Source organism: Streptomyces maremycinicus, assembly GCF_001184025.1.
In the GTDB taxonomy this organism is placed as follows: domain Bacteria; phylum Actinomycetota; class Actinomycetes; order Streptomycetales; family Streptomycetaceae; genus Streptomyces; species Streptomyces maremycinicus.
Genome location: NZ_BBYG01000008.1, coordinates 175,641 through 198,006, shown reverse-complemented (window position 1 = coordinate 198,006; position 22,366 = coordinate 175,641). Strand labels below are relative to the sequence as shown.

19 protein-coding genes and 1 riboswitch are annotated in these 22,366 nt (G+C 71.9%); of the genes, 12 read left to right on the top strand and 7 right to left on the bottom strand.

The window, feature by feature from the left end; translation table 11 throughout:
- The first annotated feature begins 69 nt into the window (after positions 1–69).
- Positions 70–2,016, top strand: a complete 1,947-nt coding sequence (locus AOQ37_RS00950) for a 2-oxoacid:acceptor oxidoreductase subunit alpha (protein WP_062640175.1) — start codon at positions 70–72, stop codon at positions 2,014–2,016.
- Entirely contained in the window at positions 2,009–3,091 is a 1,083-nt protein-coding gene (locus AOQ37_RS00945) for a 2-oxoacid:ferredoxin oxidoreductase subunit beta (protein ID WP_062640173.1), read from the top strand. Before AOQ37_RS00950 ends, AOQ37_RS00945 begins: the two co-directional genes overlap by 8 nt.
- Before the next feature lie 74 nt (positions 3,092–3,165).
- Here AOQ37_RS00945 and AOQ37_RS00940 read toward each other — a convergent pair whose 3' ends face one another.
- The gene (locus AOQ37_RS00940) at positions 3,166–3,573 is read right to left on the bottom strand and encodes a winged helix-turn-helix transcriptional regulator (protein WP_062640171.1); all 408 of its coding nucleotides are present in this window, start codon (positions 3,571–3,573) and stop codon (positions 3,166–3,168) included.
- 95 nt (positions 3,574–3,668) lie between these two features.
- Between AOQ37_RS00940 and AOQ37_RS00935 the strand changes: the two genes are divergently transcribed.
- The 4 genes from AOQ37_RS00935 to AOQ37_RS00920 all read left to right on the top strand — a co-directional run bounded on the left by AOQ37_RS00935 (position 3,669) and on the right by AOQ37_RS00920 (position 7,616).
- A complete protein-coding gene (locus AOQ37_RS00935) occupies positions 3,669–4,523 on the top strand; it encodes an SDR family oxidoreductase (RefSeq protein WP_062640169.1) in 855 nt (284 codons plus the stop codon).
- Between the two features lie 267 nt (positions 4,524–4,790).
- Positions 4,791–5,879 carry an EamA family transporter RarD gene (gene rarD, locus AOQ37_RS00930; protein WP_062640167.1) on the top strand — a complete coding sequence of 363 codons (1,089 nt, stop codon included), beginning with the start codon at positions 4,791–4,793 and terminating at the stop codon, positions 5,877–5,879.
- Positions 5,880–6,006: 127 nt separating this feature from the next.
- The gene (locus tag AOQ37_RS00925; protein WP_062640166.1) at positions 6,007–6,492 is read left to right on the top strand and encodes a VOC family protein; all 486 of its coding nucleotides are present in this window, start codon (positions 6,007–6,009) and stop codon (positions 6,490–6,492) included.
- Positions 6,493–6,662: 170 nt separating this feature from the next.
- Positions 6,663–7,616: a M28 family metallopeptidase gene (locus AOQ37_RS00920; RefSeq protein WP_062640164.1), complete on the top strand. Its 954-nt coding sequence runs from the start codon at positions 6,663–6,665 to the stop codon at positions 7,614–7,616.
- Positions 7,617–7,631: 15 nt separating this feature from the next.
- Here AOQ37_RS00920 and AOQ37_RS00915 read toward each other — a convergent pair whose 3' ends face one another.
- A complete protein-coding gene (locus AOQ37_RS00915) occupies positions 7,632–9,308 on the bottom strand; it encodes a hypothetical protein (protein ID WP_063781113.1) in 1,677 nt (558 codons plus the stop codon).
- A 217-nt stretch (positions 9,309–9,525) separates the two neighbouring features.
- Here AOQ37_RS00915 and AOQ37_RS00910 point away from each other — a divergent pair, with 217 nt between their 5' ends.
- The 3 genes from AOQ37_RS00910 to AOQ37_RS00900 all read left to right on the top strand — a co-directional run bounded on the left by AOQ37_RS00910 (position 9,526) and on the right by AOQ37_RS00900 (position 12,067).
- Complete coding sequence (locus tag AOQ37_RS00910) at positions 9,526–10,029, top strand: DUF6668 family protein (RefSeq protein ID WP_062640160.1); 504 nt, start codon at positions 9,526–9,528, stop codon at positions 10,027–10,029.
- A gap of 20 nt (positions 10,030–10,049) precedes the next feature.
- Positions 10,050–11,390: an amidase family protein gene (locus AOQ37_RS00905; RefSeq protein WP_078889925.1), complete on the top strand. Its 1,341-nt coding sequence runs from the start codon at positions 10,050–10,052 to the stop codon at positions 11,388–11,390.
- 89 nt (positions 11,391–11,479) lie between these two features.
- Positions 11,480–12,067 (top strand): flavodoxin family protein, encoded by a 588-nt coding sequence (locus AOQ37_RS00900; protein ID WP_062640158.1) that lies wholly within the window; start codon positions 11,480–11,482, stop codon positions 12,065–12,067.
- A gap of 59 nt (positions 12,068–12,126) precedes the next feature.
- Here the strand turns inward: AOQ37_RS00900 and AOQ37_RS00895 are convergent, their stop codons facing one another.
- From AOQ37_RS00895 to AOQ37_RS00880, 4 genes are all read right to left on the bottom strand, one after another.
- Positions 12,127–13,110, bottom strand: coding sequence for an ABC transporter permease (locus AOQ37_RS00895; protein ID WP_062640156.1), 984 nt, complete (start codon positions 13,108–13,110; stop codon positions 12,127–12,129).
- Positions 13,097–14,053 (bottom strand): ABC transporter ATP-binding protein, encoded by a 957-nt coding sequence (locus AOQ37_RS00890; protein ID WP_234436758.1) that lies wholly within the window; start codon positions 14,051–14,053, stop codon positions 13,097–13,099. The genes AOQ37_RS00895 and AOQ37_RS00890 overlap by 14 nt, the downstream gene beginning before the upstream one ends.
- A gap of 319 nt (positions 14,054–14,372) precedes the next feature.
- Entirely contained in the window at positions 14,373–15,632 is a 1,260-nt protein-coding gene (locus AOQ37_RS00885; RefSeq protein WP_062640154.1) for a LolA family protein, read from the bottom strand.
- Positions 15,633–15,951: 319 nt separating this feature from the next.
- Positions 15,952–16,962, bottom strand: a complete 1,011-nt coding sequence (locus AOQ37_RS00880; RefSeq protein WP_062640152.1) for a polyprenyl synthetase family protein — start codon at positions 16,960–16,962, stop codon at positions 15,952–15,954.
- Between the two features lie 653 nt (positions 16,963–17,615).
- Positions 17,616–17,843: riboswitch (cyclic di-AMP (ydaO/yuaA leader) on the top strand.
- 3 nt (positions 17,844–17,846) lie between these two features.
- Here AOQ37_RS00880 and AOQ37_RS00875 point away from each other — a divergent pair.
- Positions 17,847–18,320: a transglycosylase SLT domain-containing protein gene (locus AOQ37_RS00875; protein ID WP_062640150.1), complete on the top strand. Its 474-nt coding sequence runs from the start codon at positions 17,847–17,849 to the stop codon at positions 18,318–18,320.
- 101 nt (positions 18,321–18,421) lie between these two features.
- Here AOQ37_RS00875 and AOQ37_RS00870 read toward each other — a convergent pair whose 3' ends face one another.
- Positions 18,422–19,246 carry an HAD family hydrolase gene (locus AOQ37_RS00870; RefSeq protein ID WP_062640148.1) on the bottom strand — a complete coding sequence of 275 codons (825 nt, stop codon included), beginning with the start codon at positions 19,244–19,246 and terminating at the stop codon, positions 18,422–18,424.
- Between the two features lie 290 nt (positions 19,247–19,536).
- On the opposite strand from AOQ37_RS00870, the gene AOQ37_RS00865 reads away from it, so the two are divergent.
- Positions 19,537–20,601, top strand: a complete 1,065-nt coding sequence (locus AOQ37_RS00865; RefSeq protein WP_199824910.1) for a GNAT family N-acetyltransferase — start codon at positions 19,537–19,539, stop codon at positions 20,599–20,601.
- A 226-nt stretch (positions 20,602–20,827) separates the two neighbouring features.
- Positions 20,828–22,261: a glycosyltransferase family 2 protein gene (locus AOQ37_RS00860; RefSeq protein ID WP_062640144.1), complete on the top strand. Its 1,434-nt coding sequence runs from the start codon at positions 20,828–20,830 to the stop codon at positions 22,259–22,261.
- Positions 22,262–22,366: the final 105 nt, after the last annotated feature.

The window sequence follows — 22,366 nt, the reverse complement described above, 5'->3', positions numbered from 1 at the left end:
TAGGGTTGATCCGTGGAGGGCCTTCGGGAAGGACCTCCGGGACAGCCACCTCGAGGGAGGTCCAGTTCAGTGACCAGTCAGGTCAGCAGCCCAGCGGAACAGGCCGACGGAACCGACGGGAACGATACGACCGTCGTGGGAGAACAGCGCAGACCGGGCGGGACGAAGGACGTCCGTCGTCTCGACCGGGTGATCATCAGGTTCGCGGGCGACTCGGGTGACGGTATGCAGCTCACCGGCGACCGCTTCACCTCGGAGACCGCGTCGTTCGGCAACGACCTCTCCACCCTGCCGAACTTCCCCGCCGAGATCCGCGCGCCCGCCGGCACCCTCCCCGGCGTCTCCTCGTTCCAGCTGCACTTCGCCGACCACGACATCCTGACGCCGGGCGACGCGCCCAATGTGCTGGTCGCCATGAATCCGGCGGCGCTGAAGGCCAACATCGGCGATGTGCCGCGCGGCGCCGAGATCATCGTCAACACGGACGAGTTCACCAAACGGGCGATGCAGAAGGTGGGGTACGCGGCCTCGCCGCTGGAGGACGGTTCCCTCGACGGTTACCAGCTCCATCCGGTCCCGCTGACCACCCTGACCGTCGAGGCACTCAAGGAATTCGACCTCACCCGTAAAGAGGCCGAGCGCAGCAAGAACATGTTCGCGCTCGGTCTCTTGTCGTGGATGTACCACCGGCCCACCGAGGGCACCGAGAAGTTCCTGAAGTCGAAGTTCGCGAAGAAGCCCGACATCGCGGCCGCCAACCTCACGGCTTTCCGCGCCGGGTGGAACTTCGGCGAGACGACCGAGGACTTCGCGGTCAGTTATGAGGTCGCCCCGGCGGCGAAAGCGTTTCCCGTCGGCACCTACCGGAACATCTCCGGGAATCTCGCTCTGTCGTACGGGCTGATCAGCGCCTCCCGGCAGGCCGATCTGCCGCTGTTCCTGGGGTCGTATCCGATCACGCCGGCCTCCGACATCCTGCACGAGCTGAGCAAGCACAAGAACTTCGGTGTGCGGACGTTCCAGGCCGAGGACGAGATCGCGGGGATCGGCGCGGCGCTGGGGGCGGCCTTCGGCGGGTCCCTCGCCGTCACGACCACCTCCGGGCCCGGGGTGGCGCTGAAGAGCGAGACCATCGGGCTCGCGGTCTCGATGGAGCTGCCGCTGCTGATCGTGGACATCCAGCGGGGCGGCCCGTCGACCGGCCTGCCGACCAAGACCGAGCAGGCCGACCTGCTCCAGGCCATGTTCGGGCGCAACGGCGAGGCTCCGGTGCCGATCGTCGCGCCCCGCACGCCCGCCGACTGTTTCGACGCGGCCCTGGAGGCGGCCCGGATCGCGCTCACCTACCGCACTCCGGTGATGCTCCTGTCGGACGGCTACCTGGCCAACGGCTCCGAGCCCTGGCGGATCCCGGAGCTGGACGAGCTCCCGGACCTGGCCGTGCAGTTCGCGCAGGGGCCCAACCACACCCTGGACGACGGCAGCGAGGTCTTCTGGCCGTACAAGCGCGACCCGCAGACCCTGGCCCGGCCGTGGGCGGTCCCGGGCACGCCGGGTCTCGAGCACCGCATCGGCGGGATCGAGAAGGAGGACGGGACCGGGAACATCTCCTACGCCCCGGCCAACCACGAGTTCATGGTCCGCGTGCGGCAGGCCAAGATCGACGGCATCGACGTCCCGGACCTCGAGGTCGACGACCCGCACGAGGCGCGCACCCTGGTGCTGGGCTGGGGTTCCACCTACGGGCCGATCACCGCGGCGGTACGGCGGCTGCGCACCGCCGGGGAGGCGGTCGCGCAGGCCCATCTGCGGCACCTGAACCCGTTCCCGCGCAATCTGGGCGCGGTGCTGGAGCGCTACGACAAGGTCGTGATCCCGGAGATGAACCTCGGCCAGCTCGCCACTCTCGTACGGGCGAAGTATCTGGTCGACGCCCGTTCGTACAACCAGGTCAACGGTATGCCGTTCAAGGCGGAGCAACTCGCCGCGACGCTCAAGGAGGCCATCGATGACTGAGACCTCGACGACGGAAGGCACCGGCACGATCGAGGCGCTCTCGCTCGTCCCCAAGGCCGTGGGCCGGCAGTCCATGAAGGACTTCAAGTCCGATCAGGAAGTGCGCTGGTGCCCCGGCTGCGGTGACTACGCGATCCTGGCGGCCGTCCAGGGCTTCATGCCGGAGCTGGGGCTGGCCAAGGAGAACATCGTCTTCGTGTCGGGCATCGGCTGCTCGTCGCGCTTCCCGTACTACATGAACACGTACGGCATGCACTCCATCCACGGGCGGGCGCCGGCGATCGCGACCGGGCTCGCCGCGTCCCGGCGGGACCTGAGCGTGTGGGTGGTCACGGGCGACGGCGACGCGCTGTCCATCGGCGGCAACCATCTGATCCACGCCCTGCGGCGGAACGTGAACCTCAAGATCCTGCTGTTCAACAACCGGATCTACGGGCTGACCAAGGGGCAGTACTCGCCCACCTCGGAGATCGGCAAGATCACCAAGTCGACGCCGATGGGCTCGCTGGACGCGCCCTTCAACCCGGTGTCGCTGGCGCTCGGCGCCGAGGCGTCGTTCGTGGCCCGGACCATCGACTCCGACCGCAGGCATCTGACGGAGGTGCTGCGCCGGGCGGCCGCCCATCCTGGCACGGCACTGGTCGAGATCTACCAGAACTGCAACATCTTCAACGACGGCGCGTTCGAGGCGTTGAAGGACCGCGAGTCGGCCGAGGAGGCGGTGATCCGGCTCGAGCACGGGCAGCCGATCCGCTTCGGTGCGGACGGCGCCCGGGGCGTCGTGCGCGACCCTGCGAGCGGCGATCTGCGGGTGGTCACGGTGACTGCGGACAACGAGGCGGACGTCCTGGTCCACGACGCGCACGCCACGTCTCCGACCACCGCCTTCGCGCTCTCCCGGCTGGCCGACCCCGACACCCTGCACCACACGCCGATCGGCGTGCTGCGCTCGGTGGAGCGGCCGGTCTACGACACCCAGCTGGCGGACCAGCTGGACGTGGCGATCGAGCAGCACGGCAAGGGCGATCTCGCGGCGCTGCTGGCGGGCGGGGACACCTGGACGGTCGTCGGCTGACAGTCAGCGGTACCGACCGGTCCGAGAGGTGCCGATGCGGTCGAGAGGCAGGCGACCGAGGGGTACCGGTTCGGCTACGAGGCCCGGGAACGAGGTTCCCGGGCCTCGTCGTACGTCCGGCGGGCCTGCTCCACGTCCGACATCCGGGTCTGTGTCCACAGGGCGAGCGCGCGCACCTGTCCGGCCGCCTCCCGGCCGAGGTCGGTCAGGGAGTAGTCGACGCGCGGCGGGATGACCGGCTTGGCGTCTCGATGCACCAGGCCGTCGCGTTCGAGCGTCTGGAGGGTCTGGGTGAGCATCTTCTCGCTGACCGGACGGCCCGTCCGGCCGATCGCCCGGCGCAGCTCGCTGAACCGGTGCGCGCGGTCGAGCAGCTCGATCAGCACCAGGACACCCCACCGGCTGGTGACATGTTCGAGGACGAGTCGGTGAGGACACATGCCCTCCGCCTCGGACGCTCCCACCCGCGCACTTACTGTCATGCCAGTACCTTACTTCAAAGTGGGTACTTTCGCTCGGTTAGTGCACCTCCTAGGGTCGGTGGCAGACCCGCAACCCCCCTAGGAGTTTCCGAGCCATGAGCATCGTCGTCACCGGAGCCACCGGACACCTCGGCCGTCACGTCGTCGAACAGTTGCTGGAGAAGGTTCCGGCGGAGCGGATAACGGCCGTCGTGCGCGACGAGGCCAAGGCCGCCGACCTCGCGGCCCGCGGCGTACGCCTCGCCGTCGCCGACTACAACGCCCCCGAGACCTTCGGCGGCCTGTTCGCCGCCGGCGACAAGGTGCTGCTGATCTCGGGCAACGAGTTCGACAAGGGCCGCCCGGCACAGCACCAGGTCGTGATCGACGCCGCGAAGGCGGCCGGGGTCGCGCTCCTCGCGTACACCAGCGCGCCGGGCAGCCTGACCGCGGCGCTGGCGGACGACCACCGCGCCACCGAGAAGGCGCTGCTCGCCTCCGGCCTGCCGTACACGCTGCTGCGCAACGGCTGGTACCACGAGAACTACACCGAGCAGCTCGCCCCGGTGCTGGAGCACAACGCGGTGGTGTCGGCCGCAGGTGAGGGCCGGGTCTCCTCCGCCTCCCGCGCCGACTACGCGGCCGCCGCCGTCGCCGTGCTGACCGGCGAGGGCCACGAGAACAGGACGTACGAGCTGGGCGGCGACGAGGCGTGGAGCTTCGCCGAGTACGCGGCCGAGCTGAGCAGGCAGACCGGTCGGGAGATCGCCTACAACTCCGTGCCCGGCGAGGTGCTCACCGGCATCCTGACCGGCGCGGGCCTGCCCGAGGCGTTCGCGACGATCCTGGTGGGCGTGGACGCGTCGATCGAGAAGGGTGAGCTCGTCGTCTCCGGCGGCGACCTGTCCCGGCTGGCGGGCCGCCCGACCACTCCGCTCGCCGAGGCGATCACGGCCGCGCTCAAGGGCTGACCCTCCCCCGGCGTGCCGACACTCCCCGGGGCGCTGCCACTCCCCGGGGGTGCTGACACCCCTCCGGCGGCCCCCCGGGCGCCGCGCGGCTCATCCGCGCCACCTCACCCCTGTCCGCCATGACCGGTCACTCCTGTCCGCCATGACCGGTCACCCCTGGCTGCCATGACCGGTCTGTCATGACCGTATGGCGATACGGGCATGACAGACCGGGGTGCCCGGCGTTACCTTCGTCCACGCATGCCTGTACGTGAGAAGGAGGGGCCCGTGGCCGGGACGTCGAAGAGTGAGGGCCGGACAGGCCTGCTGAACGGCCTCGCCGCCTACGGGATGTGGGGGCTGGTCCCCCTCTTCTGGCCCCTGCTCAAGCCCGCCGGGGCGACCGAGATCCTCGCCCACCGCATGGTGTGGTCCCTGGCCTTCGTCGCCGTCGCGCTGCTCGTCGTACGGCGCTGGGCGTGGGCCGGTGAGCTGCTGCGCCAGCCGCGCCGGCTCGGGCTGGTCGTGATCGCCGCGGCGGTCATCACCGTGAACTGGGGCGTCTACATCTGGGCCGTGAACAGCGGCCACGTCGTCGAGGCGTCCCTCGGGTACTTCATCAACCCGCTGGTCACCATCGCCATGGGCGTACTGATCCTCAAGGAACGGCTGCGGCCCGTGCAGTGGGCGGCGGTCGGCATCGGCTTCACGGCGGTGCTGGTCCTGACCATCGGCTACGGCCGCCCGCCGTGGATCTCCCTCACCCTCGCCTTCTCCTTCGCCACCTACGGGCTGGTGAAGAAGAAGGTCAACCTCGGCGGGGTCGAGTCGCTGGCGGCCGAGACCGCCGTCCAGTTCCTGCCCGCGCTGGGCTACCTGCTGTGGCTGTCCGCGCACGACGGCCTCACCTTCGCGACCGAGGGCGTCGGACACGCGGCGCTGCTCGCCTCCACCGGTCTCGTCACCGCGCTCCCCCTCGTCTGCTTCGGCGCGGCGGCGATCCGTGTGCCGCTGTCCACGCTGGGGCTCCTCCAGTACCTGGCGCCGGTCTTCCAGTTCCTGCTCGGCGTCCTCTACTTCGGCGAGGCCATGCCCCTCGAACGCTGGGCCGGGTTCGCGCTGGTGTGGCTGGCGCTGGTCCTGCTCACCGGCGACGCGCTGCGCACCTCACGCCGGGCGGCCCGCACGCTCGGCCCCGCGATCACCGAGAGCAGGACGAAGGTGTCCGGCGTGGCCGCCGGAGGCTCCGCGGGCACGGCCGACCCCGGTGTCTCCGGTGTCTCCGGTGTCTCCGGTGTCTCCGGTGTCGTCGCCGTCAACGGTGTGACCGGCGCCCCCGCTCCGGAGGCGGGAGTCCCTCCCCTCACCAAGCCGTAGACCCCCGTCACGGGCCCCACCCGTCACCGACCCCACCCGTCAGTGCCGTCGTCGCCGTCGTCGCGAGGGGCGACGGCGTTCGGCGCGTAGGCGGCCCAGCCGGGGCGGGCCTGCTAGAAGTGGCTGCATGACCGAGACATCTGGAGTACCCGAGGCCGGGCCCACGCCCGTGCACTGGAAGCTCGTCGTCGACTCAGCCGACCCGCACGCGCAGGCCGATTTCTGGGCCGGAGCGCTGCACTACGAGGTCGAGGACAACAGCGCGCTCGTCGAGCGGCTGTTGGAGCTCGGCGCGCTGCCCGGGGCCGCGACGCTGGAGTTCCACGGCCGTCCCGCCTTCCGGGACCTGATCGCCGTACGGCACCCCGAGGACCCGTACGACCCCGACAGCGGGACCGGGCTGGGGCGGCGGCTGCTGTTCCAGCGGGTGCCGGAGGCCAAGACCGTGAAGAACCGGCTCCATCTCGATCTGCATCCCGGCGACGGGCTGCGCGCCGGGGAGGTCGAGCGGCTGACGGCGCTGGGGGCGAGCGTGCTGCGAGAGGTGAAGGAGCCGTCCGGGCAGTGGGTGGTCATGGCGGACCCGGAGGGCAACGAGTTCTGCGTGCACTGAGGGACTTCGAGGGCTTCGGTATGTGAAACCGCTGTCCGGATAGCGCTCTTGACGGAGTGTTGGCCCCGGCTTCACCATCCAGTCACCCCATTCACTGTGGATTACCTGTGGGCGTCCAGGTGCTCGACGGTCGCCCACGGGTGTCCCGCTGGAATTCGGAGCCCCCCACCATGAAGCTCCCCGTTTCCGGGCGGGCGACGGCCACCGCCGTCGTCGCGGCCGCCACCCTGCTCGCCACCGGATCCATAGCCGGGGCGGCACCCGCCCCCGAGGCCGGGGCGATCGCCGCCGCCCCCGACCTCCCGGTGGCCAACGTCAAGGCCCACCTCACCCAGCTCCAGTCCATCGCCACCGCCAACGGCGGCAACCGCGCGCACGGCCGCACCGGGTACAAGGCGTCGCTCGACTACGTGAAGGCCAAGCTGGACGCCGCCGGATACACCACCACCATCCAGCAGTTCACCTCCTCCGGCCGCACCGGCTACAACCTCGTCGCCGACTGGCCGGGCGGCGACACCGGCCAGGTGCTGATGGCCGGGTCCCATCTGGACTCCGTGACCGCGGGGGCCGGCATCAACGACAACGGCTCCGGCTCGGCGGCCGTCCTGGAGACGGCGCTGGCCGTGTCCAGAGCCGGCTTCCACCCCACCAAGCACCTGCGGTTCGCCTGGTGGGGCGCGGAGGAGCTGGGCATGGTCGGCTCCCGGTACTACGTCAACAGCCTCTCCGCGGCGAACCGGGCCCGCATCAGCGGCTATCTGAACTTCGACATGATCGGCTCACCGAACCCCGGCTACTTCGTCTACGACGACGACCCGGCCATCGAGAAGACCTTCAAGGACTACTTCACCGGCCTCGGCGTCCCGACGGAGATCGAGACCGAGGGCGACGGCCGCTCCGACCACGCGCCCTTCAAGAACGCGGGCGTGCCGGTGGGCGGTCTGTTCAGCGGCGCCGACTACCTCAAGACGGCGGCCCAGGCGGCCAAGTGGGGCGGTACGGCCGGGCGGGCCTTCGACCGGTGCTACCACTCCTCCTGCGACACCACCGCCAACATCAACGACACGGCCCTGGACCGCAACGCGGACGCGCTGGCGTACGCGGTCTGGACCCTGTCCTCCTGACCGGCCGGACGGCCGCTACGCGCCGGACCTGCGGGCGCGTTCGGCCAGCCGGAGCATGCGTGCGCGGGCCGACTCCAGTTCCTCGAGGTCGTCGGCGGCCGGGCCCTCCTCGGTGGTGAGTTCCGTCCACAGACCGAGGAGTTCGGTCCCCAGGTTCAGTCCCTGCAAGGGGTCGCGTACGGCACGCCAGGCGGTGGCCGCGCTCTGGACGTTGCCGTACGCGGCCTCCGCGTCCCGGCTCCGGCGGTGGATGCCGGCCAGGTCGAGGGAGGTGTGGAAGGAGCGCAGCGGATCGCCTGCCAAGTAGGCGATGTACGCCGTGAGTTCACGCAGCCGGAGCACCTCGGGGTGCTCCGGCCCCAGCGTCGCGGACGCCTCCAGCACGGTCCGCTCGGCGAGTGCGGCCGCGGTGTCCGTACGGCCCGCCCGTACCGCCTCGTTGATCCGCGCGAGCGGCTCCGCGAGGAGGGCCGGGGGACCGCCGTCGCCGGGCGGGGTACGGGGGTCGTCCCCGAGCACCGCCTCCGCTACGGCGTCGAACCCACGGGCGGGGGTGGGCTTGGAGCCGGGATCCGGGTCGAGGGCCACGTCGGAGACGAGACCGTCGGGCAGCAGCGGGGTGGGCGTGGACGCGGGCTTGGCGGTGGGGGCGGGGGTGGAGGCAGGCGTCGGGAGCGGCAGCGGGATCGGAGCCGAGGGAGGACCCGGGGTCGGGATGGGGGTCGGGGTCGGGATGGGGGTCGGGGTCACGGTCGGGATCGAGGGCAGGGCTGTGGTCGGGGTCGTGTCGGGGTTCGGCGGCCGGTCCATCGTCGGGGGCGGGCCGAACACCCCCGTAGGGGCGGTGACGGTGCCGGGCGCCGGGGTCTCCCCCACGTACCCGGGTGCCGGGTCGGGGGCCGACGGGGCTCCCTGAGTCGCCGCGTCCTCGGGCACCGCGCGCAACGGGAACGTCGGGGCCGCGTCCCGCACCGGCTCGGGCACCTGGCGCAGCAGATGCGTGGGCTCGTCACGCCGCGGCTGAGCGGGCCGTCCGTCTTCGAAGGTCACGGGCGGCTCGGCGGCAGCGGGGGCTGCGGGCGCGTCGGCCGACCTGGGCGCGTCGACGACGGCGGGGGCATCGACGGGGCCGGGCTCGGAGGCGTCGACGACGGCGGGCGGGTCCACGGCCGCGGGAGCGGGGACGGGCACGTCGGTCGGAACGGGTACGGGAGCGGGCACGTGGGCGTCGGTCGGGGCGATCGCGGGAGCGGGCACACGGGCGTCGGTCGGAACGGGTACGGGAGCGGGCACGTGGGCGTCGGCCGGGGCGGTGCTCCGCGTGTCCGGTGCCGCCGCGGCCGGTGCCGACGCCGCCGCATCCGGTGCCGCCGGAGCCGGAGCCGGGGCCGTCCGCAGGGGGTCCGCCGTGAAGTGGCTGGAACCGTCCGGGTCCACGCGCAGGGCGACGACGTAACCGATGCGTTCGTCGTGGACGGTGGCGAGGACCGGGTGTCCGGTGGCGAGGGCGATGCGGTGGAGGTGACTCAGGACGGCGCGCTGGATCTCCTCGCCGTCGGCCGCCACGACCGGGACACCCCCTATCGTCGCCGTCCCGCTCTCGCGGACATGGACATCGAGCGGGGCCACCACGACGGCCGGGGGGCCGACGTACTGCTGTTCCCGCTTCTTCTCGCGGCTGAGTCGAGACATCGGTTCCTCACTCGGATGCGTCGTCACGATCCGGTCGTCCAGGTACGTGTACACGGACACGTACTGTTGAGTCTCTCCGAGCGCTCCCGGTCCACGCGTCACCGCGACGTCACAGCCTCGTTCCAGGAACCCACGCCCCGCTCCCGGGGCAGCTCCGGGACCAACCACGATCAGGGGCGCCCCGGAGGGACGGCGACGAGCGGGAGGAACACGGGCCATGGGGACGACGCACGGGCAGCGGGGGCCGGAGATCTGGATCCGCGGGCCGGTGGCCGCACCGGATCCGTTACCGATGCCGTACGCCTCCACCGCCGCGCCCCGGCGCTTCTCCTGGGTCTGCACGCACGGCGGGGCCGGCGGCTCCACGCTCGCCGCGGTCTACGGCGGCCACGACTGCGGCCGCGCGTGGCCCGGCGCCGGTGATCCGCCGTCGGTGCTGCTGGTCGCCCGCACCCACGCGGCGGGGCTCGACTCCATTCTGCGGACCCTGGAGGTCTTCCGGCGCGGGGAGGCTCCGCACGGGCTCGACCTGGACGCGGTGGTGCTCGTCGCGGACGCGCCGGGCCGGCTGCCCCGGCCCCTCGTCCAGCGGGTGAAGGTGATCGAATCGGTCATCGACGTGTACCGCGTCCCCTGGGTGGCGAACTGGCGCCTCGGCGAACTGGGCGGGACCCCGCCGCGCGAGACGGAACCGCTGGCCCGGCTCACCGGTACGCGCTGAGCGGGCACGGGAGGCCGGGCGTGGAATCCCTGTCCCCGGCGTGGCCGCCGGCCGTGGAGATCGCCGCGGCCGTGCGGGCGGGACGGCTGTCGGCCGCGGACATGGCCGGCGAGGCGCTCGCCCGGATCGCGCGGACCGACCCTGCGCTGTGCGCCTTCGCCGAGGTGTGGGAGGCGCGGGCGCGGGCCTGGGCGCGCGAGGTCGACGCCCGGATCGCCGCGGGCGAGGGGCTGCCGCTGGCCGGGGTGCCGATCGGCGTGAAGGGGCGGCACGGGCTGCGTGCCGCGGGCCCGCTGGTCGCCGCCGGATGCGTGCCGGTCGGGGCGACGGCCGTACCGGGACCGGGCACTCCCTGGCAGACCTGGGGTCTCGGCGCCCACGGACGGACCGTGAACCCCTGGCGGGCAGACCGGACGCCGGGCGGCTCCTCGGCGGGGTCCGCGGCGGCGGTGGCCGTCGGCCTGGTCCCCCTGGCGACCGGCAGCGACGGCGCGGGCTCGGTACGGATCCCGGCCGCCTGGTGCGGTGTGATCGGCCTGAAGACCACGAACCTCCGGCCGCCGCCGCCCGACCGAGAGGCGGCACCGGCCTCCCGGGACCGTACGGGCCTGGCCGCGCCCGGCGTCCTCGTCCGCCACGCGGCAGACGCGGAGGCCTACCGGCAGGCCATGTCACCGAGGACGGCGGCGGGTCCCGTCACCACGGGCACGACAGCGGCGGGTCCCGTCACCACGGGCACGACAGCGGCGGGTCCCGTCACCACGGGCACGACGGGGGTGGGTCTCGTCGCCTCGGCGGTTCCCGTTCCCTCGGCGGATCGGGTGCCGCCCCTCGCCGTGTTCTCCGCCGACCTCGGCTTCGCCGATCCCGACCCGGAGCCGCTCGCCCTGGCCCGTGCCGCCGCCCGCCGGCTCGCCGAGGCGGGTGTCGTCCGGTTGCTGCCGCCCTCCGACGACCCGCCCCTGCGGCTGGCGGACCCCGCCGCGGCCTGGCTCGCGCTGCGCACTCCGGGCGCGGACCTCCGCGACGCCGCGCGCGTGCGGAACCTCAACGACCGTCTGCTGGCCGACCTCTTCTCCCGTGTCGACCTGCTGCTGACCCCGACGACGCCGACCGCCGCGCACGGCCACGACGGCCCGGGCGACCGGTACTCGACGGCGCTCACCTGGGCGTTCAACCTGAGCGGACATCCGGCGGTCAGCGTCCCGGCGGGGCTCGGCACGGACGGCTGTCCCCTGGGGCTGCACATGGTCGCGGCACACGGCGGGGAGACGACACTCCTGGCGGCCGCCGGTGCCACCGGTGCCGCCTGTGTCCCCGGTGCCGCAGGGACCACCCCGGCCGCCCGGGCCGCGCCCTGACTCCGCCTCCACCCCTCGACAGATACTTGCGTACACATATAATGCAGGTGCAAGCTATCGTCGCACGCCGACCATCTGGGGGATGGATCATGAGCCGCCGCAGTTTCCTGTTCGTGCTGGGCAGCAGCCGTCCGGACGGCAACACCGAGTTGCTGGCCCGCGCGGCCGCCGAGCAGTTGCCCTCCGACGTCGAGCAGACATGGATCAGCCTGGCCCGGCACCCGCTGCCCGACTTCGAGGACCAGCGGCACGACGGCGACCGTCCCCGCCCCACCGAGGGCAACGCGGCACTGCTGCTCGACGCCACGCTCGCCGCGACGGACATCGTGATCGCGTCCCCGCTGTACTGGTACTCGGTCTCCGCCCAGACCAAGCGCTATCTGGACCACTGGTCGGGCTGGCTGCGCACCCCCGGCGTCGACTTCAAGGCGACGCTCGCCGGGCGCACCCTGTGGGGCGTCACCGTGCTCGCGGACGACGAGCCCGTGGTCGCCGATCCGCTCATCGGGACGCTCAACAACTCGGCCGCGTATCTGCGGATGTCCTTCGGCGGGGTGCTGCTCGGCAACGGCAGCAAGCCCGGTGACGTCCTCGGCGACACGGAGGCGCTGACCCGCGCGAAGACGTTCTTCGCGGGCCGGACGCCGCCCGCCCGCTTCCTGTACGAGACCCACTGAGGACCGCTGCGGACTACTGAGGACCACTGAGGACCGCTGAGACCTACGGCCCGCGCCGTCTATGCGGTGATGTCCCTCGTCGTGAAGCGTGCCCAGGCCGCCGAGCCGAAGACGGCGGCGTACAGGGCCTGGAGGCCGAGGTTCTTCTCCAGGTCGTCCCAGTAGACCGGCTCGCGCATCAGGTCGGCGAAGGACAGCCAGTGGTGCGAGAAGAAGTACGGTTGCAGGGCGTGCAGTTGGGGGATCTGGTCGAGGATCTGGACCGTGATCAGCAGGCCCACCGTCGTCGCCATCGCCGCGATGCCGCTGCTGGTGAGGGTGGAGACGAACAGCCCGAGCGCCGCCATGCCGGTCAGTGAGGCGGCGACCACCAGGGCGATCAGAAGGGCCCGCAGCAGCCCTTCGCCGAAGCCGATCCGGGTGCCGGAGATCGTCGTCAGGTCGCCCAGCGGGAAGAGGAGCGCCCCGACCGTCAGGGCCGAGACCGCGACCACCAGCGTGGCGACCAGGCAGAAGACCATGACGGTCGCGTACTTGGCCAGCAGCAGGCGGGTGCGGCCGGCCGGGGCGACCAGCAGGTAGCGGAGCGTGCCCGCGTTCGCCTCGCCGGCGATCGAGTCGCCCGCGATGACACCGATCGCCATCGGCAGGAAGAACGGCAGGGTCACGGCCAGCGCCGTGAAGACCAGGAACAGGCCGTTGTTGGTGACCTGCGAGATGAACGCCGGCCCCTCGCCACCGCCCCCTCCCCCGCCGCCGGGTCCGCCGGGTCCGCCGGAGGATCCGTCCCCCGTCTCGATCTTCACGGCGATCCCGACCAGGACCGGTACGGCCGCCAGCACACCCAGGAGCGCGAGGGTGCGCCAGCGCCGGAAAGTGGTCAGCAGTTCGCTGCGGAGCAGCCCGAAGGTCCAGGTCCAGCTCTGGTTCGCCGTCCGCGCCGCCGCGGGCGCGGGTTCCGGTGCGCGCGCCGGCGCAGGTGACGGTTCCGGTGCCGGTACCGGTGTCCGGTTCCCGTCGTCCACCGTGTCAGCCCGCGACATCGAATCCCTCCCCCGTGAGCGCCACGAACGCGTCCTCCAGGGAGGCCCGCTCGACGGCGAAACCACGGACGCGGACGCCCGCGGTCACCAGTGCGGTGTTCAGGTCGGCGAGATCGCGGTCCGGGGGCGGCGCCTCGGCGCTCACCCGGTCCTCGCCGAGGATCACGTCGTCCGCCCCCTGCTCCTTCAGCACCCGGGCCGCGTCCGCCGGGTCCGGGGTCGTCACGACGAGCCGGCCGCGTGTCCCCGCGGCGAGGTCGGCCACCGGGCCCTGGACGAGCAGTCGGCCCTGTGCCATCACCGCCGCGTGCGTGCACACCTGCTCGATCTCGTCGAGCAGGTGCGAGGAGAGGAAGACGGTCGTGCCCTCCGCGGCAAGTTCCCGGATCAACGAGCGGATCTCCCGCATGCCCTGCGGATCCAGACCGTTGGTCGGCTCGTCGAGGACGAGCAGCCGACGGGGCTGGAGAAGGGCTGCGGCGAGGCCCAGCCGCTGCTTCATACCGAGGGAGTACGCCTTCGCCTTCTTGCCGGCGGCGGCCGTCAGGCCCACCCGCTCCAGCGTCGCCGAGACCCGCGCACGCCGGGTGCGCGGGTCGGCGGTCGGGTCGGCGGCGTCGTAGCGCAGCAGGTTGTCACGGCCGGAGAGGAAGCCGTAGAGGGCGGGGCCCTCGATGAGGGTGCCGACGTGGGGCAGTACGGCGCGCACGGCCCGCGGCATGGGCTGCCCCAGGACACGGGCCGAGCCGGACGTGGGCTCGATGAGCCCCATCAGCATGCGGATGGTGGTGGTCTTGCCGGAGCCGTTGGGGCCGAGGAAGCCGAAGACGCTGCCCGCCGGGACGGTCAGATCGAGGCCGTCCACGGCGAGCTGTCCGCCGCGGTAGCGCTTGGTGAGGCCGCGGGTGTGGATGACGGCGTCGTCCCCCACCGACTCCGGCACGAACGGCCGCCCTGAGTCCGAACCAGACTCCGGCACGGACTCCGGTTCGGACCGCCGCGCGACGTCCGGCCCGGGCTCCGGCAAGGACTCACGCCCTGAGTCGGACCCGGACTCCGGCACGGACTCCCGCCCTGAGTCGGACCCGGACTCCCTCGCGGAGTCCGACCCGGGCCCCGGTTCGGACCGCCGCACTGAATCGCCCATCGGCTTCCCCCTCCGGCTTCCCGGCCCGCGGTGTCGGGTTTGCGCGGGCCGGCCTCTGCCCTGCTTCACCATGCATGTCACCACCGGACCATGTCGTACGCCTCGGCCGCACGGCCTACTTCGCCGCGTTCGCCGCCTTCACCAGGGCGTCCTTGGTGACCGCGCCGACGTAGACCTTGCCGTCGTCCGTCATCAGGGCGTTGATCAGGCGGGTGGAGAAGACGGTGCCGGAGCCGAACTTGCCGCTCACCTTGTCGCCGAAGGAGCCGAGGAAGCCGCCGAGGTCGCCGCCCGCCTCCGCGCCCGAGGGCATGCCCTCGCCGCCGGTCTCGATGACGGCGACGGACGTCCAGCCCTCGCCGAGGACGTTGAGACCGTCGAGCCCCTCGAGGCCCTCCGCGCCCTCGGCGCCCTTGAGGTCCTTCGCGAGGTCGCCGGGCTTGCCCGCGTGGCCGGGAGCGCTCTCCCCGGCCTCGTCACCCTCGGTGACCTTCGCGCCCTTGGGGACGGTGAAGTCGAAGGTGGACGCGGCGGGCTTGGCGAAGCTGACCTGGGTGAAGCCCGCGTCCACGACGGCGGCGCCACCGCTCGCCGGGGTCAGCGTGAACTTCAGCGGCAGGCCCGTCTTCGCGTCCACGGCCACACTGATCGCGCCGACCGTGGAACCGGACTGCTTCGGCTCGACCAGCAGCTTGTAGGCGTCACGGCCGGCGACCTGGACGGTGCCGTCGACGGTCACGGAGGTCGTGTCGTCGACCGCCTTGAGGGCGTCCTCGGTGAGCTCCTGGGGCGTGGCCGGGACCGGGGTCTCCGCCTTGCCGGAACCCTTGTCCGAGCCCTCCTCGGCGGTCGAGTGGTAGACCTCGTTGGAGGCGCTGTCGTACCCCCACACGTCCTTGCCGTTGTGGATGACGCTGTATTCGGCGGCCTTCTCCAGCAGCGAGAGCTTCTGCCGGTCCGGGCCGTCGGCGGCGACCCGCAGGGTGTGCGTGCCGGCGGCGAGCTCGGTGAGCTTGGTGGACGGGTCGGCGGACGAACCGTCGCCGCCCTGGGTGGCGCCCGAGAGGAGTCCGCTCTCCAGTCCACCGAGGTCGGGCAGCCCGAGATCGGTGCTGATCTTCACCGTGCCGGACAGCTGCTGCACGTCCGAAGCGGCGATCTTGTCGAGGAGCTGCTGAGCGGTGATCTTCGGCAGGTCGGGGTCGCCGGAGTCGGCGAGCGCCGGGACCAGCCCGATCGTCGCCGCCGCGACACCGATCACGGTGACCGGGACGATGTACCGGGCGGCCTTGCGCCGTCCGAGGCGCAGGTCGTCGGCCTCGCCGGCGGTCGGCTCCCCGCCGGTCATGGTGTCGTCGGATGCCTTCGGTGCCATGTGTGCCTTACCTCCGTCGTCGGCGGCGGCTGGTCAACTCACGCTTTTAACGTCCCCACCCCAAGCCGCCATTCTCACCCGAATCGGTGAGGAGTGGTGTTTTCCGTGGTTCCCATCTGACCAAATCAGCCAAGGGGAAGCGTCAACCCGAGGGCTCAACTCCACATACGCCTGCGGTATGACACGAAGGTGACGAGCCGACACCCGACCCGTAGGGGTCCCAGGGATCAGCCCGGACCGGCGGGGGCCTTCGGGGTCAGCCCCGGACCCGTACGGAGCCACCGGGGTCAGTCCCGGACTGGTAGGGGGGCCGCCGGGGTCAGCCCGCTCGGTGGACCACCGCGTCGCAGAGTTCCAGCAGCGCCGCCTTCGCGTCGCACTCCCGCAGCGGCGCCAGCGCGGACCGTGCTTCCTTCGCGTAGCGCACGGTGTCCCGGCGGGCCTGCTCCAGCGCCGGGTGGGCCCGGAGCCTCTCCAGCGCCTCGGTGTGCCGGTCGTCGTCGGTCAGGTCGGAGTCCAGCAGCTCGCACAGGGCGATGTCCTCGGGCAGCGACAGCCGTGCCGCCCGCTCCCGCAGCCGCAGCACCGGCAGCGTGGGAACGCCCTCGCGCAGGTCCGTCCCCGGCGTCTTGCCCGACTCGTGCGAGTCGGAGGCGATGTCCAGGACGTCGTCCGCCAGCTGGAAGGCGACGCCGAGCCGCTCGCCGTACTGCGTGAGCACGTCGACGACCGTCTCGTCGGCGCCGGACATCATCGCGCCGAACCGACAGGCCACGGCCACCAGCGAACCCGTCTTGCCGCCGAGCACGTCGAGGTAGTGGTCGACCGGGTCCCGCCCGTCCGTCGGCCCCGCGGTCTCCAGGATCTGCCCGGTGACCAGCCGCTCGAACGCCTCCGCCTGCACCCGTACCGCCTCGGGCCCGAGGTCGGCCAGGATGTGCGAGGCCCGCGCGAAGAGGAAGTCACCCGTGAGGACGGCGACGGAGTTCCCCCAGCGGGTGTTCGCGCTGGACACCCCGCGCCGCACGGCCGCCTCGTCCATGACGTCGTCGTGGTACAGCGTGGCCAGATGCGTCAGCTCCACCACCACGGCCGAGGGCACGACACCCGGCGCGTACGGGTCACCGAACTGCGACGCGAGCACCACGAGCAGCGGACGGAACCGCTTCCCGCCCGCGCGTACGAGGTGCTGGGCGGCCTCCGTGATGAACGGGACCTCACTCTTGGTGGCCTCGAGCAAGCCTTCCTCGACAGCCGCCAATCCGGCCTGGACATCGGCTTCCAGAGCCTGGTCCCGCACGCTCAGCCCGAACGGCCCGACGACGGTCACGAGGGGTCTCCTGTCTGCTGGTGTCTACTGGCGATTACGCGGTTTGTCGATAGGTCTCTGCCATCACTCAAGTCAGCGTATCCGGTCACGTTTCGATCACCGATAGCCCCCACGTCCCGCGGGCTCGAATGGGCCCGCCCGGGAGGCGCCGCGCAGGCCAGGCGCTATGGGATCACGCCCGATATGTTGTTGATCAGCTCATATGAGCGGACATGGAGAGAGTTTCCGCGAAGCCGGGATTCATGTCCCGCACCGCGGCATCCGCCGGCCCGGCACGTCCGGCCGCCTCTTCGCCACGTGACGACGATCACGCATTTCCTCCCGCGTTCCCCTCAATGCGCCGCCCGCCCCCCGTAATGCGCCACCTATGGCGGCGGGCTTTTTCCTCCACACTCCATTGCCGTTCCTTTAACAATGAGTTGGGATTAATGCCCGATTTGCCGCACTTGTGGATGCCGGTGAGTTGGCTCACTCCCGACGAAGATCCGGTTTAGGCCGCTTCCTCACCTATCCTCCGCACCCCTCAAGCAAGTTGGAGGTTTGCACCCACAAAGGATCAAGCACCCCATAGGCCACAGACCAAGGTCAATAGGGGTCATCTGTGAATCCGGTACTTGTTCCGGACATGTGCTCTCGCATACGTTCCCGGCCTGTCGGGCGGAACGCCGAATCCTGCCGCCGCCCGTACACCCATCGATAACGCTCGGCAGGAGCGGGGGAACCAGGTAAGTCGCCGAAACGGATTTTCCGGATGTCTTGGATATGCAAGACGAAACGGACAAGCCGTACGGCTAGGGGTCAAGCCGCGACCGTCAGGACGCGACCGGGCAGCTCCCGCCCGAACCCGACAGCTCACCTCGCAGGCGCCGGAGAGGAAATTCGTCATGCCCGCTGCCGCTCAGCCGCGCCGCAACCGTTTCGTCCGCACGCTCGCCGTCGCCGCCACCGGCGCGGCCGTGCTCGCTCTCCCCGTACTCGGGGCGACCACCGCCTCCGCGGCGACCCCGGCCGTCTCCACCGCCACCAGCCTCGGCTACGCCAACAACCTCGACGGCTGGATCCGCGCCTCCCTCCAGGTCATGGGGCAGCACGGCATCCCGGGGACGTACAACGGCATCTACCGCAACGTCATCCGCGAGTCCTCCGGCAACCCCAACGCCATCAACCTCTGGGACTCCAACGCGGCCGCGGGCATCCCGTCCAAGGGGCTGCTCCAGGTCATCGACCCGACCTTCCGCGCCTACCACGTCGACGGTACGTCGTGGGACTCCTACGACCCGGTCGCGAACATCACCGCCGCCTGCAACTACGCGGCCGCGCGCTACGGCTCGATCGACAACGTGTTCGGCGCGTACTGATCGACCCAGACCGGTCACCGGCTCACCGACCGCCGGGGCCCGGGGCCCGGCGGCCGGTGACCGGCGCCCGGTAGCCGGTAGCCGGTAGCCGAGGTGACCGGTTAAGGGAACATGCGTTCGAGGACGACGGCCACGCCGTCGTCCTCGTTCGACGTCGTGACCTCGTCGGCCACCACCTTGAGTTCCGGATGGGCGTTGGCCATGGCGACGCCACGAGCCGCCCAGTCGAACATCGGGATGTCGTTGGGCATGTCCCCGAAGGCGATGGTGTCCTCGGGCCGCAGCCCCAGATGTCCGGCGGCCAGGGCCAGGCCCGTCGCCTTGGTGATCCCGCAGGGCTGGAGCTCGACCGTGCCCGGCCCCGACATGGTGACGGTGGCCAGCGAACCGACCACCGAGCGGGCCGTCGACGCCAACTCGTCGTCCGACAGCGTCGGATGGCGCAGCAGCACCTTGCTGATCGGCTCGCACCACAGGTCGTCGCGCCGACCGACGCGCAGGGCGGGCAGCGTCGGATGCGGCATCCGGTAGCCCGGCTCGATGAGCGTCAGCCCGTCCACCCCGTCCTGGTCGACGGCCGCGTACAGCTGCCCGACCTCCGCCTCGATCTTGCCGAGCGCGGTCTCGGCCAGCTCCCGGTCCAGGGTGACCGACCACAGCAGACGGTCCGCGGCGGCGTCGTACAACTGCGCGCCCTGTCCGCACACCGCGAGCCCCCTGCTGTGCAGCCGGTCGAGCAACGGGCGCACCCGGGGCGCGGGCCGTCCCGTCACCACCAGATGGCGTGCGCCGGCGGCCGCCACCCGCGCGAGCGCGTCGAGCGACCGGTCGGAGAAGGTGTCGTCGCCGCGGAGCAGCGTCCCGTCCAGATCGGTGGCGATGAGGGAGTACGCGGTGCGCTCGGCATATGCGGTGGGTGCGGCCATGATCAGAGAATACGGATCCCGAGCCCCCCGGGTTCGACGCGAACCGGACGACGTCCAAGTCCTGTCCGGTTCTGCCAACTCCCCTTGTGCGCCTGGCTCACGACTGGCTGCCGACCGACTCATTGAAGTGCCTTTCTGGCACATCGCCGGGTAGCGCACGGTTGAAGGCCTCTGCACCGGTTGGCAGCAACATATGACGCTACCTACCGCCACGCCCGGTTGGAGCGGTACCGTCCAGGTGTCCAGGGGGACTTGATCGGGGGGTCGGGTTGAGCAGTGGGCGCATTCGTGTGCTGAGTCCGCAGGACCTCGGCGAGGGGGAGAGGGAGTGCTGGCGCACGCTGCGCGCCGCGTCGGCGCTTCCGCGAAACCCCTTCATGGAACCGGAGTTCACCGACGCCGTGGGCCTGGTACGGCCACGCTCGCGGGTGGCCGTGGTGTACGAGGGGCGGGATCCGGTCGGCTTCCTGCCGCACGAGCGCGGCCGGCTCGGACAGGGTCAGGCCCTCGCGTACGGCGTCTCGGACGCGCAGGGCGCGGTGCTGGCCCCGGGCATCGGGCTGGACGCCGCCGAACTGATGGGGGCGTGCGCCCTGTCGAGCTTCGCCTTCGACAACCTGGAGGCGGGGCAAGGGCTGTTCACCGCGCACGCCGCCGAGGAGTACGCCTCCTATGTCATCGACGTGGCAAAGGGTTACGAGACGTACGAGTCCGTGCTGCGCGCCCAGTCGCCGAAGTTCCTGAAGACGACCCTGGCCAAGGAGCGCAGGCTCGGCCGCCAGGTCGGGGAGCTGCGGTTCGTGTTCGACGAGCGTGATCCGGCCGCGCTGCGCACGCTCAGGGCGTGGAAGTCCGCGCAGTACCGCAGGACCGGCCGCCGGGACCGGTTCGCGCAGGAGTGGATCACCCGGCTCGTGGACCTGCTCTCCGCGACCCGCGCGCCGGAGTGCTCCGGCACGCTCTCCGTCCTCTACGCCGGTGACCGGCCGGTCGCCGCGCACTTCGGGCTGCGTTCGTCGACCGTCCTGGCCTGCTGGTTCCCTTCCTACGAACCGGAGTTCGCGAAGTTCTCGCCCGGCCTGGTGCTGCATCTGCGGATGGCCGAGTCGGCCGCCGCCGAGGGCATCGCACTGCTCGACCTGGGGCGGGGCGCGTCCGAGTACAAGGACTCGCTGAAGACCGGGGAGCTGCCCGTGTACGAGGGAGCGTGGTCGTGCCCGGGGGTGGGCGCCGCGCTCCACTGGCTCAGCCGTGAGCCGTCCCGCCGGGCGCATCACTTCGTGCGCAACCGACCGAGACTCGCCGCGGCGGCCGCGCGGACCCTGAAGGGTGCGGGCCGACTGCGCCGACCATGACCATGACCGTGCCGGTGCTGGTGCCGGTGCTGGCGCTGGTGACGGTGACGGTGACGGTGACGGTGACGGTGACCGCAACGGGCGGCGGCGGCCAGTAGGCACGCCGGGGGATGTAAGGGGTCCGACGGGCGGGACGGGCCGATGGGCGGATGGGCGGGACGGGCGGGACGGGCGGGACGGGCCGACGGATGCGAGGGCCGTCATCGGCGTGAGACAAGGGGGGTTCATGCACCGCGCTGCACGTGCACAGCGGGAGATCCAGAGGTTCCTGGACATCGAGCCGGTGCAGGTCGCCGAGCTCGAACTGGACGACGGGGGTGTCCTCGGGCCGGGGCCGGGAAGTCCGCCCGTGACCCACGGCGAGGTGTTCGTCCTGGTCAGGAGGGGTGGGCGGCCGATCGGGACACTGCTGGGGTCGGTACCGGAGGGCGCGGACCCGAAGGCGGTACTGATGGGCCTGGCCGTCGGCGAGCGGGCACTCCCGCCGCACTCGGCGGAGCCCGCACCCGGGGCCGCCCCGACCCCGACCGCCCCGAACCCGACCGCCCGGGCCACGACCGCCGCCGCCCCGACCCCGACCGCGACCGCCGCCGTCCCGTCCGCCACCGCCACCGCCACCGCCACCGCCACGACCGCCGTAGTCCCGACCGCCACCGTGCCTTTCACCACCGTCGTCGTCGCCACCCGTGAGCGTGTCGAGAAGCTCGCCCACGCCCTCGACTCGCTGCTCGCCCAGGATCACCCGGACTTCGAGATCGTCGTCGTCGACAACGCCCCCGCGACGGACGCCACCCGGGAGCTGGTCCAACGCAAGTACGCGGAGCGCGTGCGGTACATCACCGAACCGGTGCCGGGCCTCGCCGTCGCCCACAACAGGGGCGTCGGGAGCGCGCACGGCGAGGTGATCGCCTTCACCGACGACGACGTCGTGGCGGACCCGCGCTGGCTCACGGAACTCACCGTGCCCTTCACCGCCGACCCGGGCCTCGGCTGCGTCACCGGCCTGATCCTGCCGGCCCGGCTGCGGACCCCGGCCCAGGTCCTCCTGGAGAGCCACGGCGGCTTCGCCAAGGGCTTCTCGGCCCGCACGTACGACCCGCAGGACCCGCCCGCCGACGAACCGCTGTTCCCGTTCACCGCCGGCCGTTTCGGCTCCGGCGCCAACATGGCGTTCCGTACGGAGGTGCTGCGGGCGGTCGGCGGTTTCGACCCGGCGACCGGCGCGGGGACTCGCGCGCGGGGCGGTGACGACCTCTACGGGTTCGTCCGGGTCCTCGCCGGGGGCCACCGGCTGCACTACACGCCGCTGGCCCTGGTCTGGCACCACCACCGGGAGACCTGGCGGGACCTGGAGACCCAGGCGTACGGCTACGGCGCCGGCCTGACCGCCTACCTGACGGCGATCCTCGTCCACCGGCCCGCCCTGCTGCCCGCGTTCCTGGCCCGGCTGCCCCGGGGGCTCGTCCACGCGCGCACGCTGACGGCGAGCCGGGCGGCGGAACCCGGGGCGCACGGCTCTCCCGACGGCGCCCCGGGCGGGCACGACGCCCGGACCCACGCCTGGCCCGCCCGGCTCTCCCGGCTCCAGCGGCGCGGCATGCTCTACGGGCCGGTGGGGTATCTGCGGGCCCGGCACGCGCTGCGAGGTGCCGCGCGATGACGGCGTCCGCGCGCGGATCCGACGAAGGCGGAAGCGCCGCCGGTCACCCTCGTGGGGGCGGCAGCGCTGCCGGTCACCCTCGTGGCGGCGGCAGCGGTCGCTATG